17 protein-coding genes are annotated in these 18,839 nt (G+C 30.6%); 14 read left to right on the top strand and 3 right to left on the bottom strand.

Annotation, left to right across the window (positions count from 1 at the left end):
- Positions 1-137 precede the first annotated feature (137 nt).
- The 4 genes from QMG30_RS07935 (at position 138) to QMG30_RS07920 (ending at position 4,839) form a co-directional block, all read left to right on the top strand.
- Complete coding sequence (locus QMG30_RS07935) at positions 138-1,124, top strand: tetratricopeptide repeat protein (protein WP_281814260.1); 987 nt, start codon at positions 138-140, stop codon at positions 1,122-1,124.
- Entirely contained in the window at positions 1,114-2,775 is a 1,662-nt protein-coding gene (locus tag QMG30_RS07930; RefSeq protein ID WP_281814258.1) for a BatD family protein, read from the top strand. The genes QMG30_RS07935 and QMG30_RS07930 overlap by 11 nt, the downstream gene beginning before the upstream one ends.
- A gap of 143 nt (positions 2,776-2,918) precedes the next feature.
- Positions 2,919-3,635: a FadR/GntR family transcriptional regulator gene (locus QMG30_RS07925; RefSeq protein ID WP_281814256.1), complete on the top strand. Its 717-nt coding sequence runs from the start codon at positions 2,919-2,921 to the stop codon at positions 3,633-3,635.
- A gap of 22 nt (positions 3,636-3,657) precedes the next feature.
- Positions 3,658-4,839: a CynX/NimT family MFS transporter gene (locus QMG30_RS07920; protein WP_281814253.1), complete on the top strand. Its 1,182-nt coding sequence runs from the start codon at positions 3,658-3,660 to the stop codon at positions 4,837-4,839.
- 98 nt (positions 4,840-4,937) lie between these two features.
- On the opposite strand, the gene QMG30_RS07915 is transcribed toward QMG30_RS07920, so the two are convergent.
- The 3 genes from QMG30_RS07915 to QMG30_RS07905 all read right to left on the bottom strand — a co-directional run bounded on the left by QMG30_RS07915 (position 4,938) and on the right by QMG30_RS07905 (position 7,281).
- Positions 4,938-5,651, bottom strand: coding sequence for a coenzyme F420-0:L-glutamate ligase (locus QMG30_RS07915; protein ID WP_281814250.1), 714 nt, complete (start codon positions 5,649-5,651; stop codon positions 4,938-4,940).
- Positions 5,652-5,873: 222 nt separating this feature from the next.
- A complete protein-coding gene (gene ychF / locus QMG30_RS07910) occupies positions 5,874-6,971 on the bottom strand; it encodes a redox-regulated ATPase YchF (RefSeq protein ID WP_281814247.1) in 1,098 nt (365 codons plus the stop codon).
- Positions 6,972-7,107: 136 nt separating this feature from the next.
- The gene (locus QMG30_RS07905; protein ID WP_281814244.1) at positions 7,108-7,281 is read right to left on the bottom strand and encodes a hypothetical protein; all 174 of its coding nucleotides are present in this window, start codon (positions 7,279-7,281) and stop codon (positions 7,108-7,110) included.
- A 273-nt stretch (positions 7,282-7,554) separates the two neighbouring features.
- Between QMG30_RS07905 and lgt the strand changes: the two genes are divergently transcribed.
- The 10 genes from lgt (at position 7,555) to mraY (ending at position 18,833) form a co-directional block, all read left to right on the top strand.
- Positions 7,555-8,412: a prolipoprotein diacylglyceryl transferase gene (lgt, locus tag QMG30_RS07900; protein WP_281814241.1), complete on the top strand. Its 858-nt coding sequence runs from the start codon at positions 7,555-7,557 to the stop codon at positions 8,410-8,412.
- Between the two features lie 51 nt (positions 8,413-8,463).
- Positions 8,464-8,634: a Spo0E family sporulation regulatory protein-aspartic acid phosphatase gene (locus QMG30_RS07895; RefSeq protein ID WP_281814237.1), complete on the top strand. Its 171-nt coding sequence runs from the start codon at positions 8,464-8,466 to the stop codon at positions 8,632-8,634.
- A gap of 402 nt (positions 8,635-9,036) precedes the next feature.
- Positions 9,037-9,468, top strand: coding sequence for a division/cell wall cluster transcriptional repressor MraZ (mraZ, locus tag QMG30_RS07890; RefSeq protein WP_281814234.1), 432 nt, complete (start codon positions 9,037-9,039; stop codon positions 9,466-9,468).
- Positions 9,469-9,499: 31 nt separating this feature from the next.
- Positions 9,500-10,444, top strand: a complete 945-nt coding sequence (gene rsmH, locus QMG30_RS07885; RefSeq protein ID WP_281814232.1) for a 16S rRNA (cytosine(1402)-N(4))-methyltransferase RsmH — start codon at positions 9,500-9,502, stop codon at positions 10,442-10,444.
- Positions 10,445-10,969, top strand: coding sequence for a hypothetical protein (locus tag QMG30_RS07880; protein WP_281814230.1), 525 nt, complete (start codon positions 10,445-10,447; stop codon positions 10,967-10,969).
- Positions 10,970-10,974: 5 nt separating this feature from the next.
- Positions 10,975-12,831 carry a peptidoglycan D,D-transpeptidase FtsI family protein gene (locus QMG30_RS07875; RefSeq protein WP_281814228.1) on the top strand — a complete coding sequence of 619 codons (1,857 nt, stop codon included), beginning with the start codon at positions 10,975-10,977 and terminating at the stop codon, positions 12,829-12,831.
- 96 nt (positions 12,832-12,927) lie between these two features.
- Positions 12,928-14,853: a penicillin-binding transpeptidase domain-containing protein gene (locus QMG30_RS07870; RefSeq protein WP_281814226.1), complete on the top strand. Its 1,926-nt coding sequence runs from the start codon at positions 12,928-12,930 to the stop codon at positions 14,851-14,853.
- Between the two features lie 85 nt (positions 14,854-14,938).
- A complete protein-coding gene (locus tag QMG30_RS07865; RefSeq protein WP_281814224.1) occupies positions 14,939-16,396 on the top strand; it encodes a UDP-N-acetylmuramoyl-L-alanyl-D-glutamate--2,6-diaminopimelate ligase in 1,458 nt (485 codons plus the stop codon).
- Positions 16,397-16,424: 28 nt separating this feature from the next.
- Positions 16,425-17,825, top strand: coding sequence for a UDP-N-acetylmuramoyl-tripeptide--D-alanyl-D-alanine ligase (locus tag QMG30_RS07860; RefSeq protein WP_281814220.1), 1,401 nt, complete (start codon positions 16,425-16,427; stop codon positions 17,823-17,825).
- Between the two features lie 39 nt (positions 17,826-17,864).
- Positions 17,865-18,833, top strand: a complete 969-nt coding sequence (mraY, locus tag QMG30_RS07855) for a phospho-N-acetylmuramoyl-pentapeptide-transferase (protein WP_281814217.1) — start codon at positions 17,865-17,867, stop codon at positions 18,831-18,833.
- Positions 18,834-18,839: the final 6 nt, after the last annotated feature.

Raw genomic sequence — 18,839 nt, 5'->3', positions numbered from 1 at the left:
CTGTGGTTGGAGCCTTTCTGGAACCATCAAGTGGTAGGAGGATGAAACCAATCCACAGTATCTCCAATAGTATAGCATACAGTCCTTGGAGAGGGACTATAAACACTACTACTATATAATACGAGGAGGAAAATTTCGTGAAAAAGATTTCTTTTGTATCTGGAATATTAATATTAATTATGTTGGTGCTTTTTATGACAGGAGTATTAGATTTTAATAATAGCATAAAGAAAGCAATAACAGATGGTAATAGATTATTTGCTGCAAGTAATTATGGAAAAGCCTCTAAAGTATATGAGAAAGCTCTAACTGAAGAATCAGATGATGAAATTTTGAACTATAATTTAGGACAGACATCATATGCATTAGAGGATTATGAAAAAGCCATAGATTATTTTGCCAAATCTTCTACAAAAATAGATAGATATTTAAATTCAGGTAATTCCAGTTATAAATTAGCTGATGGTATAGATGATATGAAACAGAAAATGGATTATCTGAACCAAGCATTGGAAACATATAAAAATGGTATAATCATTTTTCCTGAGAATGTGGAAATAAAATATAATTATGAATTCGTCAAGTCTAAAATAGATGAGTTAAACAAAAATAATGAGAATAAACAAGACAACAATGAAGATAAGCAAGATAATAATCAGGACCAGCAGGATAAAAAAGATGATCAAGGAAATAGTCAAGAAAATAGTCAAGAAAACAAAGATTCCAAGGATAAACAAGACCAACAGGATAAACAGAATTCTGGAGAAAACGAAGATCAACAAAACCAAGAAAATCAACAAAGTGAAGATCAAAATGGTAAACAAGACAAAGATAAACAAGACAGTAGTTCTAGTAATGATAAAAATACAGATAATGAACAAAACGGGGAAGAAAACAAAGATTCCCAGAAAGATCAACAGCAGGATAAAGAAGATGACACAAATCAGGACGAACAGGATAATAAGAGTGCTTCTGGTATGAATCAAAAGGATCCTTCTGATACTAATCAAACAGACAAAGATATTATGCAGGTTCTTCAAATGTTAGAACAACAAGAAGAGAGTAGTCTTAAAAATAATCAACAAGTAAAAGGCTACGGTAAGGAGGATGAATATGACTGGTAAAAGATTGAAAGCTAGGATAACCTTCATATTATGTTTGGTATTTACGCTTCTAATAGTGAGTGAAGGAAGTGCTTTAGCTAAAGAAGCAGAATTTCGTCTTGATATGGATACTCTTAATTTAGAAAAAGGAGTTAGTACTAACTTGGTTTTTTCTATTATAAATGCTAATGATTGTAAAAATCTAAAAATAGATGGATTAGAAAATTTTGATGTTTTATCATCAGGTCAAAAACAGTCCACCAAAATCATTAATGGGGATAAAACTACTCAGATTGACATTAATTATGTTATCATGCCTAAGAAGACAGGTGACTTTTCTCTTCAAGGAAGTGTGGAATATGAGGGTAATGCGGAAAAGACTAACATTCTGAATGTTAATGTTAGTGAAAGTAGTACTGCAACAGACAGTAATGCACAAGATATATTTGTAAAAACAGTATTGGCAGAAGATGAAATATATTTAGGTCAAAAAGTTGCATTAACATATGAGCTATATTCACGATATAGTATAGAAAGCTACTCATTCACGGATCCGATATCACTAGATGAATTCATTATCAATGAGGAACAAGAGGATCAGATAAAGGCTAATTATGTATATATAAATGGAAACAAGTATGTTAAGTACGAGGCGAAAAAGATCTACATGACACCAATAAAACCAGGTGAGTTTACCATACCGTCCTATAATTTTCAGGTAGGGGTAAGTACTAGAGATGTTTTTAGTTCGGCTAAACCATATTATTTTGAAACTGATGAGAAGCAGTTAACGATTAAGCCTTTGCCAGAAGACAATAAACCTGCTGATTTTTCAGGATTGGTTGGAAATCTTGAGATAGAATCTGACTATAGCAAGAACCAAGTTGAATATGGAGATTCATTGACGCTTAATGTCACTGCATCTGGTAATTGCAATCTAGAACTACTTAATAAAATAATAAAAGATGAATTACCTGGGTTTTCAGTGTATGAAACAGTGAAAGATACAAAAGAAAGTGTAGTAAATAATAAATATAATGCTGAGAAAAAATTTGAGATTATATTAGTTCCAGAAAAAAATGGTGATTTGGAAATAAAACCAATTAATATTTCATATTTCGATACGGAAACAGAAACGTATAAAAATGCAGAGATACCTGGAACAACTATTAAGGTTACAGGTGAAGTTCCTGTTGATAAAAAGGATAAATCCACAAATAATGAACCTGCTGCTATAGAAAAGGTAACAATTGATCAAGTTAATTATAATACACAAGATACTGGTTATATCACATTAAGATTGAATAAGAATAATTTGCTCATAGGCTTAATTGTATTAATTATTTTGGTTGGATTAGTTGTTTTATTGTTATGTATGAGAGCTCATTCCAAGAAACAAGACAAGAATTTACATAATATATATAAACGACTTAAAAATACCAATGATGAAAACGAATTATATAATCTATTTAATGATATGATTAAGTATAGATATGATATAAGTCTAAAAGCTAGTTCGAAAGATTCTGTTAAAAGTATAATTAAAGAACATGATATTGCAGATATAGTAATAGAAGTAATTAATTATATGGAGAATAAAAACAATGGTGCGAAGAGAGACCATGCATATCTAAAAGATAAGATAAAGGAAATATATAGTAAAATAAAATAGACCAGTATATAAAAAAGATTCTAAATAAAGCTTTTGATAAAAGAGTAAAGAGTATGGCATATAATAAGTAACATTATATGCCATATTTTTTGATTTTCAAGGTATTATTAATTAAATATTGAACGAGGTTTTAATGAAATTAGTTGACTGGTAAGATAAAAAGATATATACTTAAGTTGTCCAATGATTGGAGGTTTACATATATGGATATAAAAAAACCAATTAGATTATCATTACCAAAGCAAATTGCTAGTGAAATCGAAAAAGCTATTAAAGATGGTAGTTTGAAACTAGGTAGTAAAATTCCATCTGAGCCAGAACTTGCGAAAGAGTTTGGAGTGAGTAGAAATACTATACGAGAAGCAGTTCAGTCTCTTATTCATGCAGGTGTATTAGAAGCACGTCAAGGTGATGGTACTTATATATTGGTATCAGGACGTTTTGAAGCAAATATATTAAAAAGATTAAGTGACTCAGATATGAATGAAGTGTATGAGGTTAGACTATGTCTTGAAAAAGATATCGTGAAACTTGCAACTACAAGACGTACGGAATCTGATATTAAGCATATTAAAAAAGCTTTAGAGAGAAGAAATCAGATTAAATTAACGGCAAAAGAAAATACTGATGTTGATATAGCTTTTCATATAGCTATTGCAAAAGCTTCTCACAATACCATTTTCTATGATCTTTACAAATATGTATCTAAATTTATCAGTAACTCTATACAACAAAAAGTTGAGATTAATAATATGGAAGGAGATAAGATAGATCAATTACATACAGAACTTTTCAATGCAATTTATGAGAAAAATGTTGAAAAAGCAGAAGACACTATTGTCAAAATATTAGACATTTAATTACACAGAAAGCAGGGTATACATGAAGAAAGCAACAAAAATATTTATCATCTTATCAATTGTTTTTATTTCATTTAATTTACGAGCACCTATCACAGCAGTTGGTTCTATTATTGATTTAATAAAAAATGAATACAATTTATCTAGTGGTATGGCAGGTTTTATTACTACCTTACCTCTTATTGCTTTTGCAGTGGTTTCGCCGTTTGTTTCACAGATTAGTTCGAAGTTAGGATATGGATTAACTATGCTTAGTGGATTGGTTTTTATGATTGTAGGTGAAATTATTCGTTCATATACTAATTCCTTCGGATTGTTTGCAGGAACTACTCTTATTGGTATAGGAATTGCAATAGGCAATGTTTTAATTCCAAGTATTATTAAACTTAGATTTTCAAAGAATGTTGGTATAGTAACAAGTATCTATACCACAAGTATGTGTATATTTGCAGCAGTCGGTTCAGGTGTAAGTGTACCATTGGCAGTTGGTTTAGATTTCGGTTGGAGAAATGCTTTAGCAGTATGGACTGTATTGACTTTAATAACTGTTTTTATTTGGTTTCCACAACTTAAGAAATCAAAGGGTTCTATGAGCAAAGAGACAATGATAAAAGATTCAAAAGGTAAATCAATATGGAAATCTCCTCTTGCTTGGTGGGTAACATTATTTATGGGAACACAATCTTTATTGTTTTATTGTCTTGTTGCATGGTTACCATCTATTATCACATCAAAAGGAATGAGTGCAGAATTTTCTGGCATGATGGCACTTTTATTTCAATTGGTAGGATTACCAGCTACACTTCTAATGCCAATAATAGCTGATAGATTTAAGGATCAGAAGGTGATAACAACTATTTCATCGTTAATCTATCTAGTTGGAATGAGCTTACTATTAGTATCGGATTCAAAAATATCAATTATTGTTTCTTTAATATTTGTAGGTCTTGGTATGGGAGGAAGCATAAGTATCTCTATTGCATTCATTTCTCTTCGTTCCCCAAATGCAAAAAAAGCTGCTGAGCTTTCGGGTATGTCACAATCAGCAGGATATTTACTTGCTGCAACAGGTCCACTTCTTATAGGTTTTATTTTTGATAGAACACTTTCATTTACTGTTCCAATTATATTATTAATAGTATGTATAATTTTACTAATTTGTTTTGGACTAAAAGCCAGTAAAAATGAAGTTGTAGAAATATAATATAAAGTTTTGAAATATAAAAATAAATAATTGATTATATAATTTAAGCCTTCTTGTATTAATACAAGAAGGCTTGTATAATGTATGAAAAATTTTAATTAACCAACTTTTTCTTCTGTAATGGGTTTCTTTCGTATGATCCCCATTGGAGTTTGTTCGCTGGACTGCCCCAAAGGGTTGTCTTTTAAGATTTTGCACAACATATCTTCTGTATATAAGTCGTTGCTTGATAGTCCCAAAATATCTATTCCAAGATCATTACAATCAATTATAGAAACAATAATTCCAAATTTCTTGGATATTTCCTCACATATTTTTTGAGGACTGTTTGGAATTAGAACTACATATTGATTGTAAGGTGGTAAAGTATAATGACATGGTCCATCTATCCCTCTTGCTTTTTCTCCAGCAACTTTGTAAAACCAACCTTTTTTTCTAAAAATTTTACCTATTACACTAGCTACACATGCAAATAGAATTCTTAAGGTACTGGTTTCTCTGAAAGCCATTTCCATTGTTTCTGGCATTCCCAAACCAATACCACTAGAAGTTTTAGTTACAAATTTAGATAAAATCCTTGCTAATCTTCTAGGTTTTATATCTTTAATAGGGATGGCACGATTTTGGGTACATGCAACCATTTTTTCCGAGACAAAGAGCAAATCATTTTTCTGATAATTATCTACAGTATATTCTTTAATTACATCAAATAAATTATCTTTATTAGTAACAACATGTGTTTTTATAGCAAATCTACTATAATTAACATTATCTATTGTTACTACTTCTTGTTTTTTATCGTTAACATGCATTTTATCTACCTTCAATCTTTTTTTGATTTGAAATAATAATCTAGTTTGATCAAAATAATTATTAAGTCTCACACTTTTAATATATCAATTATGGATGTTTATTAACTTTGCATTTCATTAATTATTTCTTAAGATTTTCTTAAGATTGGTTTTATCTTCGCCTTCTAACATTTTGTTAGGAGACATTGACTTTTTTTATATTATGAACAAAACATAATATACCTATACATTGAATCTGAACAACATTATATCACCGTCTTGAACTATATAATCTTTACCTTCAAGACGAACTAATCCTTTTTCTTTTGCTGAAGTGTAATTGCCTGTGTTTATTAGGTCATCATATTTAACTACTTCTGCACGGATAAAACCTTTTTCGAAATCAGTATGGATTTTTCCTGCGGCACCTGGAGCTTTTGTGCCCTTAGTTATTGTCCATGCTCTAGTTTCTTTTTCACCTGCAGTAAGGAAACTGATAAGACCAAGTAAACTATAACTTGCTTTTATTAATTTTTCAAGTCCTGCATCTTTAATTCCAAGATCTTCTAAAAACATTGCTCTTTCGTCATCATCCAGTTCTGAAATCTCTTCTTCTATTTTAGCACATATGACAAAGGCTTCAGAAGTTTCTTTTTTGGCAAAATCCCTTACAGTTTGTACATAATTATTGCTTGCTCCATCATCCACAAGATCCTCTTCAGCAACATTTGTAGCATAGATTACTGGTTTATATGTAAGTAGATTTAATGATTCTACAAATTTCACATCTTCATCGGAATTAAATTCAACCGCTCTTGCTGATTTTCCTTCTTCTAATTCTTCTTTTAATTTTTTTAAGACATTAATTTCTTTAATAAGAGATTTATCTCCTTTTAGAGATTTTGTTGTTTTGGCTATTCTTCTATCTAATATTTCTAGGTCTGAAAAGACTAATTCAAGATTTATCGTTTCAATATCTCTAATAGGATCTATTGAACCATCTACATGGACTACATTAGTATCTTCAAAACATCTAACTACATGAACTATAGCGTCTACCTCTCTTATGTTTGATAAAAATTTATTACCTAATCCTTCACCTTTACTAGCACCTTTAACCAGTCCTGCAATATCAACAAATTCTATAACTGCTGGTATTGTTTTCTTTGAAGAATATAAATCTGTCAGAACATCTAATCTTCTATCTGGTACTGTAACAATGCCTATGTTAGGGTCAATAGTACAGAATGGATAATTTGCAGATTCTGCTCCAGCTTTTGTTAAAGAATTAAATAACGTACTCTTACCAACATTTGGCAATCCTACAATTCCTAATTTCATTTGTCGTCTTCCTTCCTAATACTAATAATAACTTCTTTACAGTTGCTATTATAAATTTTTTATGGTAGTATTGTCAACTAAAACAAATAAAAAGGGTATATCTCATAGATGAGAATGCCCTATAATATTAATCATCTTATTTTCTATTCATTGCAAGTCCTATTAACCAACCTTCTATGAAACATAATAAAGCTATTATAATAGTAGTTTTTTTGAAATCAAATTCCATTATGCTTGCTTGTTCTGATTGTTCTTTAACTTGCTTTTCACCAACTCGATGAAGTGGCCTTCTATAATTAGGTCTATTCATGGTAGCTACCTCCTTAATGAATTAAAATGTATTAAATTATAATTATATATTAGTATAACACAATGTCCTAAAATTAATCAATAATATATATTTAACAGCTTTAATAAGTTAATATATTACAAGATTACTTATGTATATATATAAGAAGAGAAGTTTTCTGTCTGTATATGTCGTATAAAAATTTGTTATGATAAATGTAGACGAAAAGTTTGCATTTTCTAAGAATATGCTATATTATATTTGTAATATGATTTTTTATGGAGGAATGAAAAAATGAATCTAGGACCAGACATAATTTTTCCGAATCTAGGTATAGAGATAAATAATATCAACAATATTGCATTTAGCATTTTTGGGTTAGATGTGTATTGGTATGGATTAATAATTGGATTTGGAATACTAGCAGGACTTTTTGTAGCAATTCAACTCGGTAAAAGAAATGGAATAGATGAAGCTTTATATCCTGATTTTTTAATTTATGCACTTATCGTTTCAGTTATTTTTGCTAGAATATTCTATGTTGTATTTTCATGGGATGAATACAAAGATAATTTATTGAAGATATTTGCATTCAGGGAAGGCGGACTAGCTATCTATGGAGCAGTAATTGGAGCAGTATTAACTCTAATCATATTTTCAAAGCGTAAAAATGTTGATTTTTGGAATTTCGCAGATACTGCAGCTCCAGGCCTTATACTAGGTCAAATTATTGGAAGATGGGGTAACTTCATGAATATGGAAGCATTTGGAGGTTATACGGATAATCTTTTCGCTATGATGCTAAATACTTCTAAAGCTAAATATATTCCTGCCCAATTAGAAGATACTATTAAAATAGTAAATGGAGTGAGTTATATTCAGGTACAACCAACTTTCCTATATGAATCATTATGGAATCTTGGAGTTTTAATTCTATTGCTTATATATTTCAAAAGAAGAAAATTCAAGGGAGAAATATTTGCATTATATCTTTTGGGATATGGAGCAGGTAGATTTTGGATTGAAGGTCTAAGAACTGATCAATTGATAATTGGTGGTTCAGGAATTCCGATTTCACAGTTACTTGCAGGGGTCTTTATAGTTGTGTCATTAGTATTTATAATAATAATGAGGAGGAAAAGTTCAAAGTAAAAACGAATGCTATAAATATTTAACAAGCTTAAAAGCTAAGGGGAATGAAAAATGCAGGATTACAATATTGAACAGCTAAGGGAAATTCTTGATGAATTGATTGCTTGTAAAGCAGATCAACAAGAAATTTATAGAGTTAGTGTAGAACTCGATAAGCTTATTGAAAGCTATTATATTAGAGCTAGTATAGCAGAAAAACAGTATAGCAATGTAAATAATTGAATTATCAGATTATAGCATCTATAGTAATTAGTGCTTATTTATTATAAGAAGTGAGCATTAATTACTATTGGTAAACAACAGTAGTTTTTTCAAAAAAAATATATAAAATTTTGTGCGATTTACATATAATAATTATATAAAAATATAGAAAATATAAAAAAGCATTCGTTTTAAATAGTAGTATCATTGGTAAAGGTAGTAATAATGCATAAAAATCTAAAGGAAATTTATATAAAATAACAGATTTGATATACAAGTCTGTTATTTTTTTTTGTCAAAATACTTGAAAAACTCTTTCATATATACTATTATATGGATATAGGTGGTAAAAAGTGGTGCTAAGTGGTAGAAAGTGGATGATGGTCTTATAATAAGATTATCATAGAATTGCAGGTGAACGCTGTGTTTATAGGAGAATATAAGCATTCAATTGATGCTAAGGGAAGATTGATAGTCCCTGCAAAATTCAGGGTTCTACTAGGTGACACTTTTTATATAACAAAAGGATTCGATAAGTGCTTGATGGTTTATACAGAGGAAGAGTGGAATAAATTTATCGAGAAGTTGAATAATAATCCTATGAAGAAAAAAGATGCAAGAAGAATACAAAGATTCTTTATTGCTTCAGCTAATGAATGCACATTGGACAAGCTGGGAAGAATACTAGTGCCATCACATCTAAGGGAACATTCAATGTTGGAAAAAGAAGTTATTTTGATTGGAGTATCTAATAGAGTTGAAATATGGTCTAGAGAGAATTGGGAAGAATATAATGCAGATGATGACATTGATATAAGTGAATTGGCTGAAGACATGGAAGATTTAGACATATAGATAAATGGGATATATAGAAAGAGGGAGTAAGATGGCATTTGAACATAAGTCAGTACTATTAGAGGAATGCATAGAAGGGCTTAATATAAAACCTAATGGAATTTATATTGATGGAACTCTTGGAGGCGCGGGACATTCTTACGAAATATGCAAAAAATTAAATAGCAATGGACTGCTTATAGGTATTGACCAAGATGAAAATGCTATTGAGGCTGGTCAAAAAAAATTATTGGAATTTAAAGATATAGTTAAAGTACGCAGAGCTAATTTTTCACAATTCGAATCAGTTATTAATGAAGAAAATATTGAAAAAGTAGATGGAATACTTCTTGACCTTGGTGTTTCATCACATCAACTTGACACAGCTGAGAGAGGTTTTTCTTATATGAAAGATGCTCCTCTTGATATGCGTATGGATACAAGACAAACAACTACAGCAGCTGATATTGTTAATAATTATAGTGAAGCTGAATTGATAAAAGTCATAAGGGCTTATGGAGAAGAAAAATGGGCTTCGAGAATTGTAAGGAATATTGTTGCAGCAAGACAGGAAACACCTATAACAACAACATTACAATTAGTTGATATCATTAGAAGCTCAATACCTAATAAAGCTATGAGAAAAGGTGGACATCCTGCTAAGAGAACATTTCAAGCAATTAGGATAGAATTGAATCAAGAACTAAATGTATTGAAGAATACGTTAAATGATATGATAGATAGACTTAACGATGGAGGAAGGCTCTGTATAATAACTTTTCATTCATTAGAAGATAGAATAGTTAAGCGAGCTTTTAAAGATAATCAAGATCCTTGTACTTGTCCTCCAGATTTTCCAGTATGTGTTTGTAACAAGAAATCCAAAGGAAAGATAATAACTAGAAAGCCCATAATAGCTACTGAAGAAGAGCAAACAAATAACAGTAGATCTAGAAGTGCTAAGCTTAGAATTTTTGAGAAAGTTGAGGTGAAGTAGATGGGGAAAAGATATCGTAATATCAATAATGAATTATATGTAATTGGTAATAATGCAACTAAATTAGATAGAGATTATAATACTAATGATTCATATGATAGACAACATTCTAACACAGCAAGGCCTAATCAGGGTCATAGAAGAGTTGTTAGAAAATACAGATATAAAATGAAGTTTCTAGCTGTTTTATGCATTACCATGTTAATGTGTATCGTTATGCTTAAGACTCAATTCACTGTATCAGACAGATGCGATAATATTGTTAAATTAGAAAACAAACTCAACAATCTCAAAAGAAATAATAAATTAATTGAAGAAGGAATGAATACCAATATAGATCTTAATCAGGTTTATGAAATTGCAACTACTAAGCTCGGCATGGTAGTACCTAGTGAGAATCAGATTGCTAAATTAGATGTTGCAGAGAATAGTTACACAGAACAATTAAATGAGATCACGGAAACTAAGGAACAAGAAGAAAATATAATAAACATCTTTGGCTTCATTTTATCAAAGGGAAGGTGATTTCATTGAATAGCATAAGTAAACATACTTACAAAGCGAAAAGGAATTTATTTCTCCTTTTCTTTATTTTTATTATATGTATTGCACTATTGATAGTTAAAATATGTTCTATAGTTAATGCTGACAGTGTTAACTATAAAAAGAATGTGTTGTCGCAGCAGGTTAATAACAGTATCAGATATAATAATTTATTAGAACCTAAACGGGGGACAATCTACGATAGGAACGGAAGAATTTTTGCAGAGAGCAAAAAAGTGTATGATTTAATCTTTGATCCAGGGGTTTTATCAAAATGTAAAGAAAAAGATATTGATAAAACAGTTGATTTTTTGGTTAATACTTATGAATTTGAAGAATCTACACTTAGAGACTTATTAAAGAATCGAAATTTCAGTAATTATGAAGTATTGGCGACTAAGCTTAATTATAATGACATTGAAAAAGATTTTCAAGATATAAGCAACAGAAAATATAAAGGGCTAAATCTTGTGGAATCATACAAGAGAATATATCCTAACAATAACATGCTTTCAGATGTATTGGGATTCGTCAATAATAACAAGCAAGGATGTTGGGGTGTAGAGGAAAGTTTTGAAGGCTATCTTCGTGGAGAAGAAGGTAGAGAATTCGGTGTTATAAATGACGGTAAGTATATACAAAATATGTATATAGAACCCAAAAACGGTAATGATATAATATTGACTATAGATCAGACTATTCAATATTATCTAGAAGAAGCTATAAAAGCAAATCTGGAAGTTTGTAAACCTAAGAATATTTATGCCATCGCTACTAATCCACAAAATGGGGAAGTGCTTGCAATGGCAAGTTATCCAGATTATAACTTGAATGATCCATATGATTTGACTGCTTATTTCACTGAAGAAGAAATTAAGAATATGCCATTAGAGAAAAAATCCAATTTCCTTAATGGACTATGGCGTAATTTTAATATAAGTGATACTTATGAACCAGGTTCGACTTTTAAACCTTTTGTAGCAGCAGCAGCTATAGAAGAAAAGAAAGTAGGTTTATCTGAAACTTTTCACTGTAGTGGTAGTAAAACTCTATATAACAGACATATTGCTTGTTGGAAAGGTGGAGGACATGGTGATTTGACTATAGTTGGAGCATTGGAGAATTCATGTAATGTGGCATTTATGGATATAGGTGCAAAGATTGGTAAAGAGATTTTTTGTGATTACCAAAAATTATTTGGATTTGATTCAAAAACTAATATTGATTTAATAGGAGAGGGAAATTCGACATTACATAAACAAGAAGAAATAGGACCTGTTGAACTTGCTACAAGCTCATTTGGACAGACTTTCAATATAACACCTATACAACTTATTTCTGCATTCGGTTCATTGATTAATGGGGGATACCTATATGAACCACATGTCATGAAAAAAATTGTGAACGAAGATGGTAATATAGTAGAAGTTAATAAAAACAAAGAAGTAAGACAAGTGATATCTGCAAAAACAGCTCAATATATTAAAGAAGCCCTACATTCAGTTGTTGTTAACGGGACAGCCAAACCTGTATCGATAGAAGGATATGATATAGGAGGAAAAACAGGTACAGCAGAGAAATTCCCTAGATCAGAAAACAAGAAGATGGTTTCATTCATGGGTTTCGCTCCAGTAGATGACCCAAAACTATTGTTATTGGTAATCATAGATGAACCAGATGTACCGAAACCATCGAGCTCCTATGCACAAAATATCTTTAAAAGTGTAATGGAAAAGGCTCTTCCATATATGAATATTTATCCTCGTATAGGAACTGAACAAAAAGATAACACAAATTCAAGCCCTAATGAAACAGAAGTTAATAATAATCAAGATGTAGAATAAAAGTTATTTCATATTAATTATTAAGTTTCCTTTAAATTTAGCATAACATTTACTAAAATTCATAGAATTATATAAAAGTTATGTTATGGTGAAACTATGTTCAGGACAAAAACACATAATAGGAAAAGAACATTTTTTATATGTTCAATATTTGTTTTAATGCTTTTTGCCTTATGTTTTCGTATAGGTTATATAATGCTATTTCAAGTGGACTTTCTAATGGAAAAAGCTGAAGAACTTCATAATAGAGAAAGAGTCATAAAATCTGAAAGAGGGAATATACTTGACAGAAATAAAGAACCTATAGCAGTAAACAAATCGGTAACATGTGTTTCTGTTATACATAATCAAATTACAGATAAAGAAAAAGTTATAGAAGTTTTATGTGACAAATTAGAACTTGAATATGATTTTGTCAAGAAAAAAGTAGAGAATAAAGTAGCACTCGAAAGAATAAAAATGAATGTTGAAAAAGAAGTAGCAGATGAGATAAGAGAGTATGATCTAGATGGAGTTGTAATAGATGAAGATTACAAAAGGATCTACCCATATTCTACTTTGGCTTCTCATGTTATTGGTTTTGTTGGAAAAGATAATCAAGGAATTATCGGCCTTGAAGTAAAATATGATGAATATCTAAAAGGCGAAGTAGGTATGATATTAACTAAAACCAATGCCAAAGGTATTGAAATCGAAAATGTAGCAGAAGGTAGAAGAGAGCCAGTACCCGGTAATCATTTAGTTACCAGTTTGGATGTTAATATTCAAAAATATGCTGAACAAGCACTGGAAAAGGTACTCATATCGAAAAATGCCAATAGAGGTTCAATTATAGTAATGAATCCCCAAAATGGGGAAATATATGCTATGGCCAATAAACCTGATTTTGATCTCAATGATCCATTTTATTTAGGAGATCTACAAGTTGATTCAACTAAAGAACAACAAAATATACTTAATCAGATATGGAGAAATTATTGTATAAATGATACTTATGAACCAGGTTCCACTTTTAAAGTCGTTACTGCTTCGGCGGGACTTGAAGAAGGTGTTGTGAAACTTGACGATACTTTTTTCTGCCCAGGATATAGTATAGTAGCAGACAGAAGAATAAGGTGTCATAAAGCAGGAGGTCATGGTTCTGAAACTTTCGTTGAAGGTGTACAGAATTCATGTAACCCAGTATTTATGGCAGTTGCTGAAAGATTAGGTGTCGATAATTTCCTTAAATATTTTGATAAATTCGGGTTATTGCATAAAACTGGTATTGATTTACCTGGAGAAGCTGTAAGCATTATGCATAAAAAAGCTAATATCGGACCTGTAGAGCTTGCTACAATGTCATTTGGACAGTCTTTTCAGATTACACCATTACAGCTTATAAGAGCTGGTGCATCAGTGGTTAACGGTGGAAAGTTGGTAACTCCTCATTTGGGTGTGGAAATTATCGATCCAGATGGAGAGATTGTAGAGATACTTGAATATGACAATTCAAAGACAGCTATAAGTAAAGAAACTTCTGATACGATGGCAACTTTATTAGAAAGTGTTGTTTCAGAAGGAACAGGAAGAAGATGTTATGTACCAGGTTACAAAGTGGGAGGAAAAACTGCCACTTCTGAAAAACTTCCTAGAAGTAGTAACAAGTATATATCTTCATTCTTGGGTTTTGCACCTGCTGATAATCCCCAAGTAATAGCACTGGTACTAGTTGATGAACCAGAGGGTATATATTATGGTGGAACTGTTGCAGCTCCTGTAATAAGAGAGTTATATGAAAATATTTTACCATATATGGGAATTAATCCACAGTATGTTCAAAGGGATTTTGATGAATTTAAGGTTGGAGAAGTTACTATACCTGATTTATTGGGTAAGAATATAGATGAAGCAAAAAAAATACTAAAAGATATTGAATTGGAAATAGTAAATATTGGTAATGGAGATACTATAACGGAGCAGTTTCCTTTACCAAATGATAAAGTTAATAGAGACAGTAAATTAATTCTCTTTGCAGAATAAAAAAATTATGGTAATATTAATGGTAAATTATAGTTTAGAGAATTATTATAGATAAATATAATTCTCATAGTTTGGAGGAGATAGTTTGAAATTACAGGGACTGTTAAAAAATATAGATTATGAAGTATTACAAGGTAATGATAATATTAATATTTCTAATATACAATATGATTCTAGGAAAGTGACAGATAATAGCCTTTTTGTATGTATCAAAGGCTTTAAAGTAGATGGTCATGATTATGCTGAAAAAGCTATAGCTAATGGAGCAAAGGCACTTTTGGTTGAAGATAATATTGAGAGAATTGATAAAGATATAACTATTCTGAAAGTAGAAGATACAAGAAAAGTTATTGCATTTATTGCTGAAAGGTATTATAATCATCCTTCTGATAAGTTTAGACTTATTGGTGTAACTGGTACCAATGGAAAAACATCTATAACCTATTTGACCAAAAGCATAATAGAGGAATTTGATAAAAAGACTGGAATTATAGGTACTATAGAGAATAGAATAGGCAATAAAGTTTTAAAAGCTAGCAGAACAACTCCAGAATCACTGGATTTACAAGAATTATTTTATAATATGTTTCAAGAAAACGTTAATGCAGTGGTAATGGAAGTATCATCACATTCCCTTGCATTACATAGGGTTGATGCTAGTAGGTTTGACGTAGGTATTTACACTAATTTGACTTTAGACCATCTGGATTTCCATAAAACTATGGAAAATTACAGAGACGCAAAGTTGAAATTGTTCAAGATGTGTGAAATAGGAGTCATAAACATAGATGATAAATATGGGCCATATATGATAGAAAATGGAACATGTAAAAGATATCTTACTTATGGTATAGAGAATGAGAAAGCAGACCTAAATGCTGCTGATCTGAATATTGATTTGAACGGGGTTACTTTTAATGTAGTTTATGAGGGAGAGACACACCAAGTATCTCTTAATACTCCAGGAAAATTCAGTGTATATAATGCTTTGGCTTCAATGGGAGCTTGTTTGGCACTAGGGGTTCCTATGGATGTTGTTATTAGAGGATTAAAAAAGAATAAAGGCATTAGAGGAAGATTCCAATCTTTTACAAGTGATAAAGGTTACACAGTGATAGTTGATTATGCACATGCTCCAGATGGTTTACTGAATGTACTACAATCAATGAAAGAATTTGCAAAAGCTAGAATCATTACTGTATTCGGTTGTGGTGGCGATAGAGACACGAGTAAAAGACCTGTGATGGGTGAAATTGCTGGTAATAATTCTGATTTCTGTGTGATTACATCAGATAATCCTAGAACAGAAGATCCAGTTTCAATCATAAATGAAGTAGAAATAGGCATGAAAAAAACTGAATGTGAATATGTTAAAATACCAGATAGATTAGAAGGTATTCAGAAAGCTCTTTCTATGGCACAAAAAGGAGATCTTATATTAATTGCGGGTAAAGGTCATGAAGATTATCAGATTCTGCATGATAAGGTCATCCATTTTGATGATGCTGAAGTAGTTTTGAATTATTTTATGACAGAAGAATAGGTAGCCTTAGAAAGGAAATGATATTTTAATGAAACAAGTAAGTATTGAAAAAATTGCAGAAGAAGTCAGTGGACATATAGTTAATCAGGAATTGTTAAGAGAAGATATCAATTGGAAATATAACAACATTTCAATTGATTCTAGAACCATAGCAGAAAACGATATATTTATACCTATAAAGGGAGATAACTTTGATGGTCATAATTTCATATCAATGGCTTATGAAAAAGGTGCTATGATATGTTTTACGGAAGATAAGAGTAGGATTCCTTCCAATCAAATTGGTATACTGGTTAGCGATACTAAAAAAGCATTAAAGGATTTTGCGAAGTATTATCTTTCTTTGTTTAAGATACCTATAGTTGCAGTTACTGGAAGCGTAGGTAAAACTAGTTGCAAAGAAATGATTGGCTCAATATTAAGCGTCAAGTATGATGTACACAAAACAATAGGCAATTTTAATAATGAAATAGGGCTTCCCCTTACTATTTTTAAATTAGAAGATAGACATGAAGTAGTAGTTCTTGAAATGGGAATGAATCATTATGGAGAACTTCATAGATTAAGTGAAATAGCTAGACCTGATATTGCTGTTATTACGAATATAGGTGAAGCGCATATTGAATATTTTGGAACTAAAAATAATATTCTAAAAGCTAAAAGTGAAATACTTGATTTCCTTAAGAAAGATGGATTGGTTATCTTGAATGGGGATGATCCTTATTTAAGAAAACTGAAAGAAAATATTCCTTTCAATACTTTAACTTTTGGATTTAATGATGATAATGATTATTATATATCTGATTATAAAGAATTAGGCTGGGATGGCTTGATTGGAAAAATAACAGGAACACATGAAGAATATAATATTAAAATTCATACTCTTGGAAAACATATGTTATATAATATAATACCAGGTATAATAATTGGTAATCATTTAAATATGACTGCTAATGAAATAGAGCAAGGTGCTTATAGTTATAAGCCTTCAAAAATGAGAATGGATAGAATTGAACTTAACGATAATATTGTTGTGATAAATGATGCATATAATGCTAGTGTAGACTCAATGATATCGGCACTTGATACATTATCAACTTTGGATACACAAGGTAGGAAAGTTGCTGTTCTTGGAGATATGTTTGAGTTGGGAGATATGTCAAAAGATACTCATACAAGGATTGGTAAGGTAGCAGCAACTAAGAATATTGATTTTATCATATGTGTAGGAAAAGATTCTAAATACATTTATGAAGGTGCTATGAGTAATGGCATAGATAAAAATAAAATATCATACTATAAAACTAAAGAAGAACTTATAGATGATATAGATGAATTAGTTAAAGCTAAAGATACAATCATAATAAAAGCATCTAGAGGTATGCATCTAGAAAAAGTAATTGAAAGATTGCAGTCGATATTTAAATAAAAGTTAAACGAAAGTTAATGATTTGAAGAGGTGGAACTTATGACAAATACATCCTTTATAATACCAGTACTAATATCTTTTTTTATAAGTGTGGTATTATGCCCAATTGTTATTCCTTTTTTGGCTAGATTGAAATTAGGTCAATTCGTTAGGGATGATGGACCAAGAACTCACTTAAAAAAAGCAGGAACACCTACTATGGGAGGAGTAGTAATATTAGCTGGACTATTTTTTACTTCACTCATATATGTAGGTAGTAATCCTGATATTGTACCTATACTACTTGCTACACTTGGATTTGGTATTATAGGATTTATGGACGATTTTATTAAAGTAGTCATGAAACGTTCTTTAGGATTGAAGGCATATCAAAAAATTATAGCTCAATTTTTAATTACTGGGATATATTGCTATTATATGTTTAATGTTGCTGGACTTACTACTGAAGTGTTTATTCCTTTTTCAGGAGGAGTGTCTTTTGATTTAGGATGGTTCTATATTCCTTTAGTATTCATTATTATGATAGGTACAGTGAACAGTGTTAATTTAACAGATGGACTAGATGGTTTAGCATCTGGTGTGACAGTACTTGTTGCGACATTTTTTACAGTTATAAGTATTGGTATCAAGAGTGATATCACTCCTATTACTTGTGCTGCAGTAGGTAGTTTATTGGGATTTTTATTATTTAATACTTATCCTGCCAAAGTTTTTATGGGAGATACAGGTTCTCTTGCATTAGGAGGATTTGTTGCAGCTACAGCAATATACTTGAAGATGCCTATATTCTTATTGATTGTAGGACTTATATATGTAATTGAAGCATTATCAGTTATGATTCAAGTTGGTTATTTCAAAGTTACTAAGAAAAGATTCTTTAAAATGGCACCTATACACCATCATTTTGAACTGTCAGGCTGGAATGAAACAAAAGTTGTTGTGGTTTTTTGTATAGTTACTGCAATATTGAGTCTAATAGGCTTATTAGCATTTAACGGATTTTTTTAGGTTACT

The organism is Vallitalea longa (assembly GCF_027923465.1).
In the GTDB taxonomy this organism is placed as follows: Bacteria; Bacillota; Clostridia; order Lachnospirales; family Vallitaleaceae; genus Vallitalea; species Vallitalea longa.
This window is presented reverse-complemented; position numbering and strand designations above follow the sequence as displayed.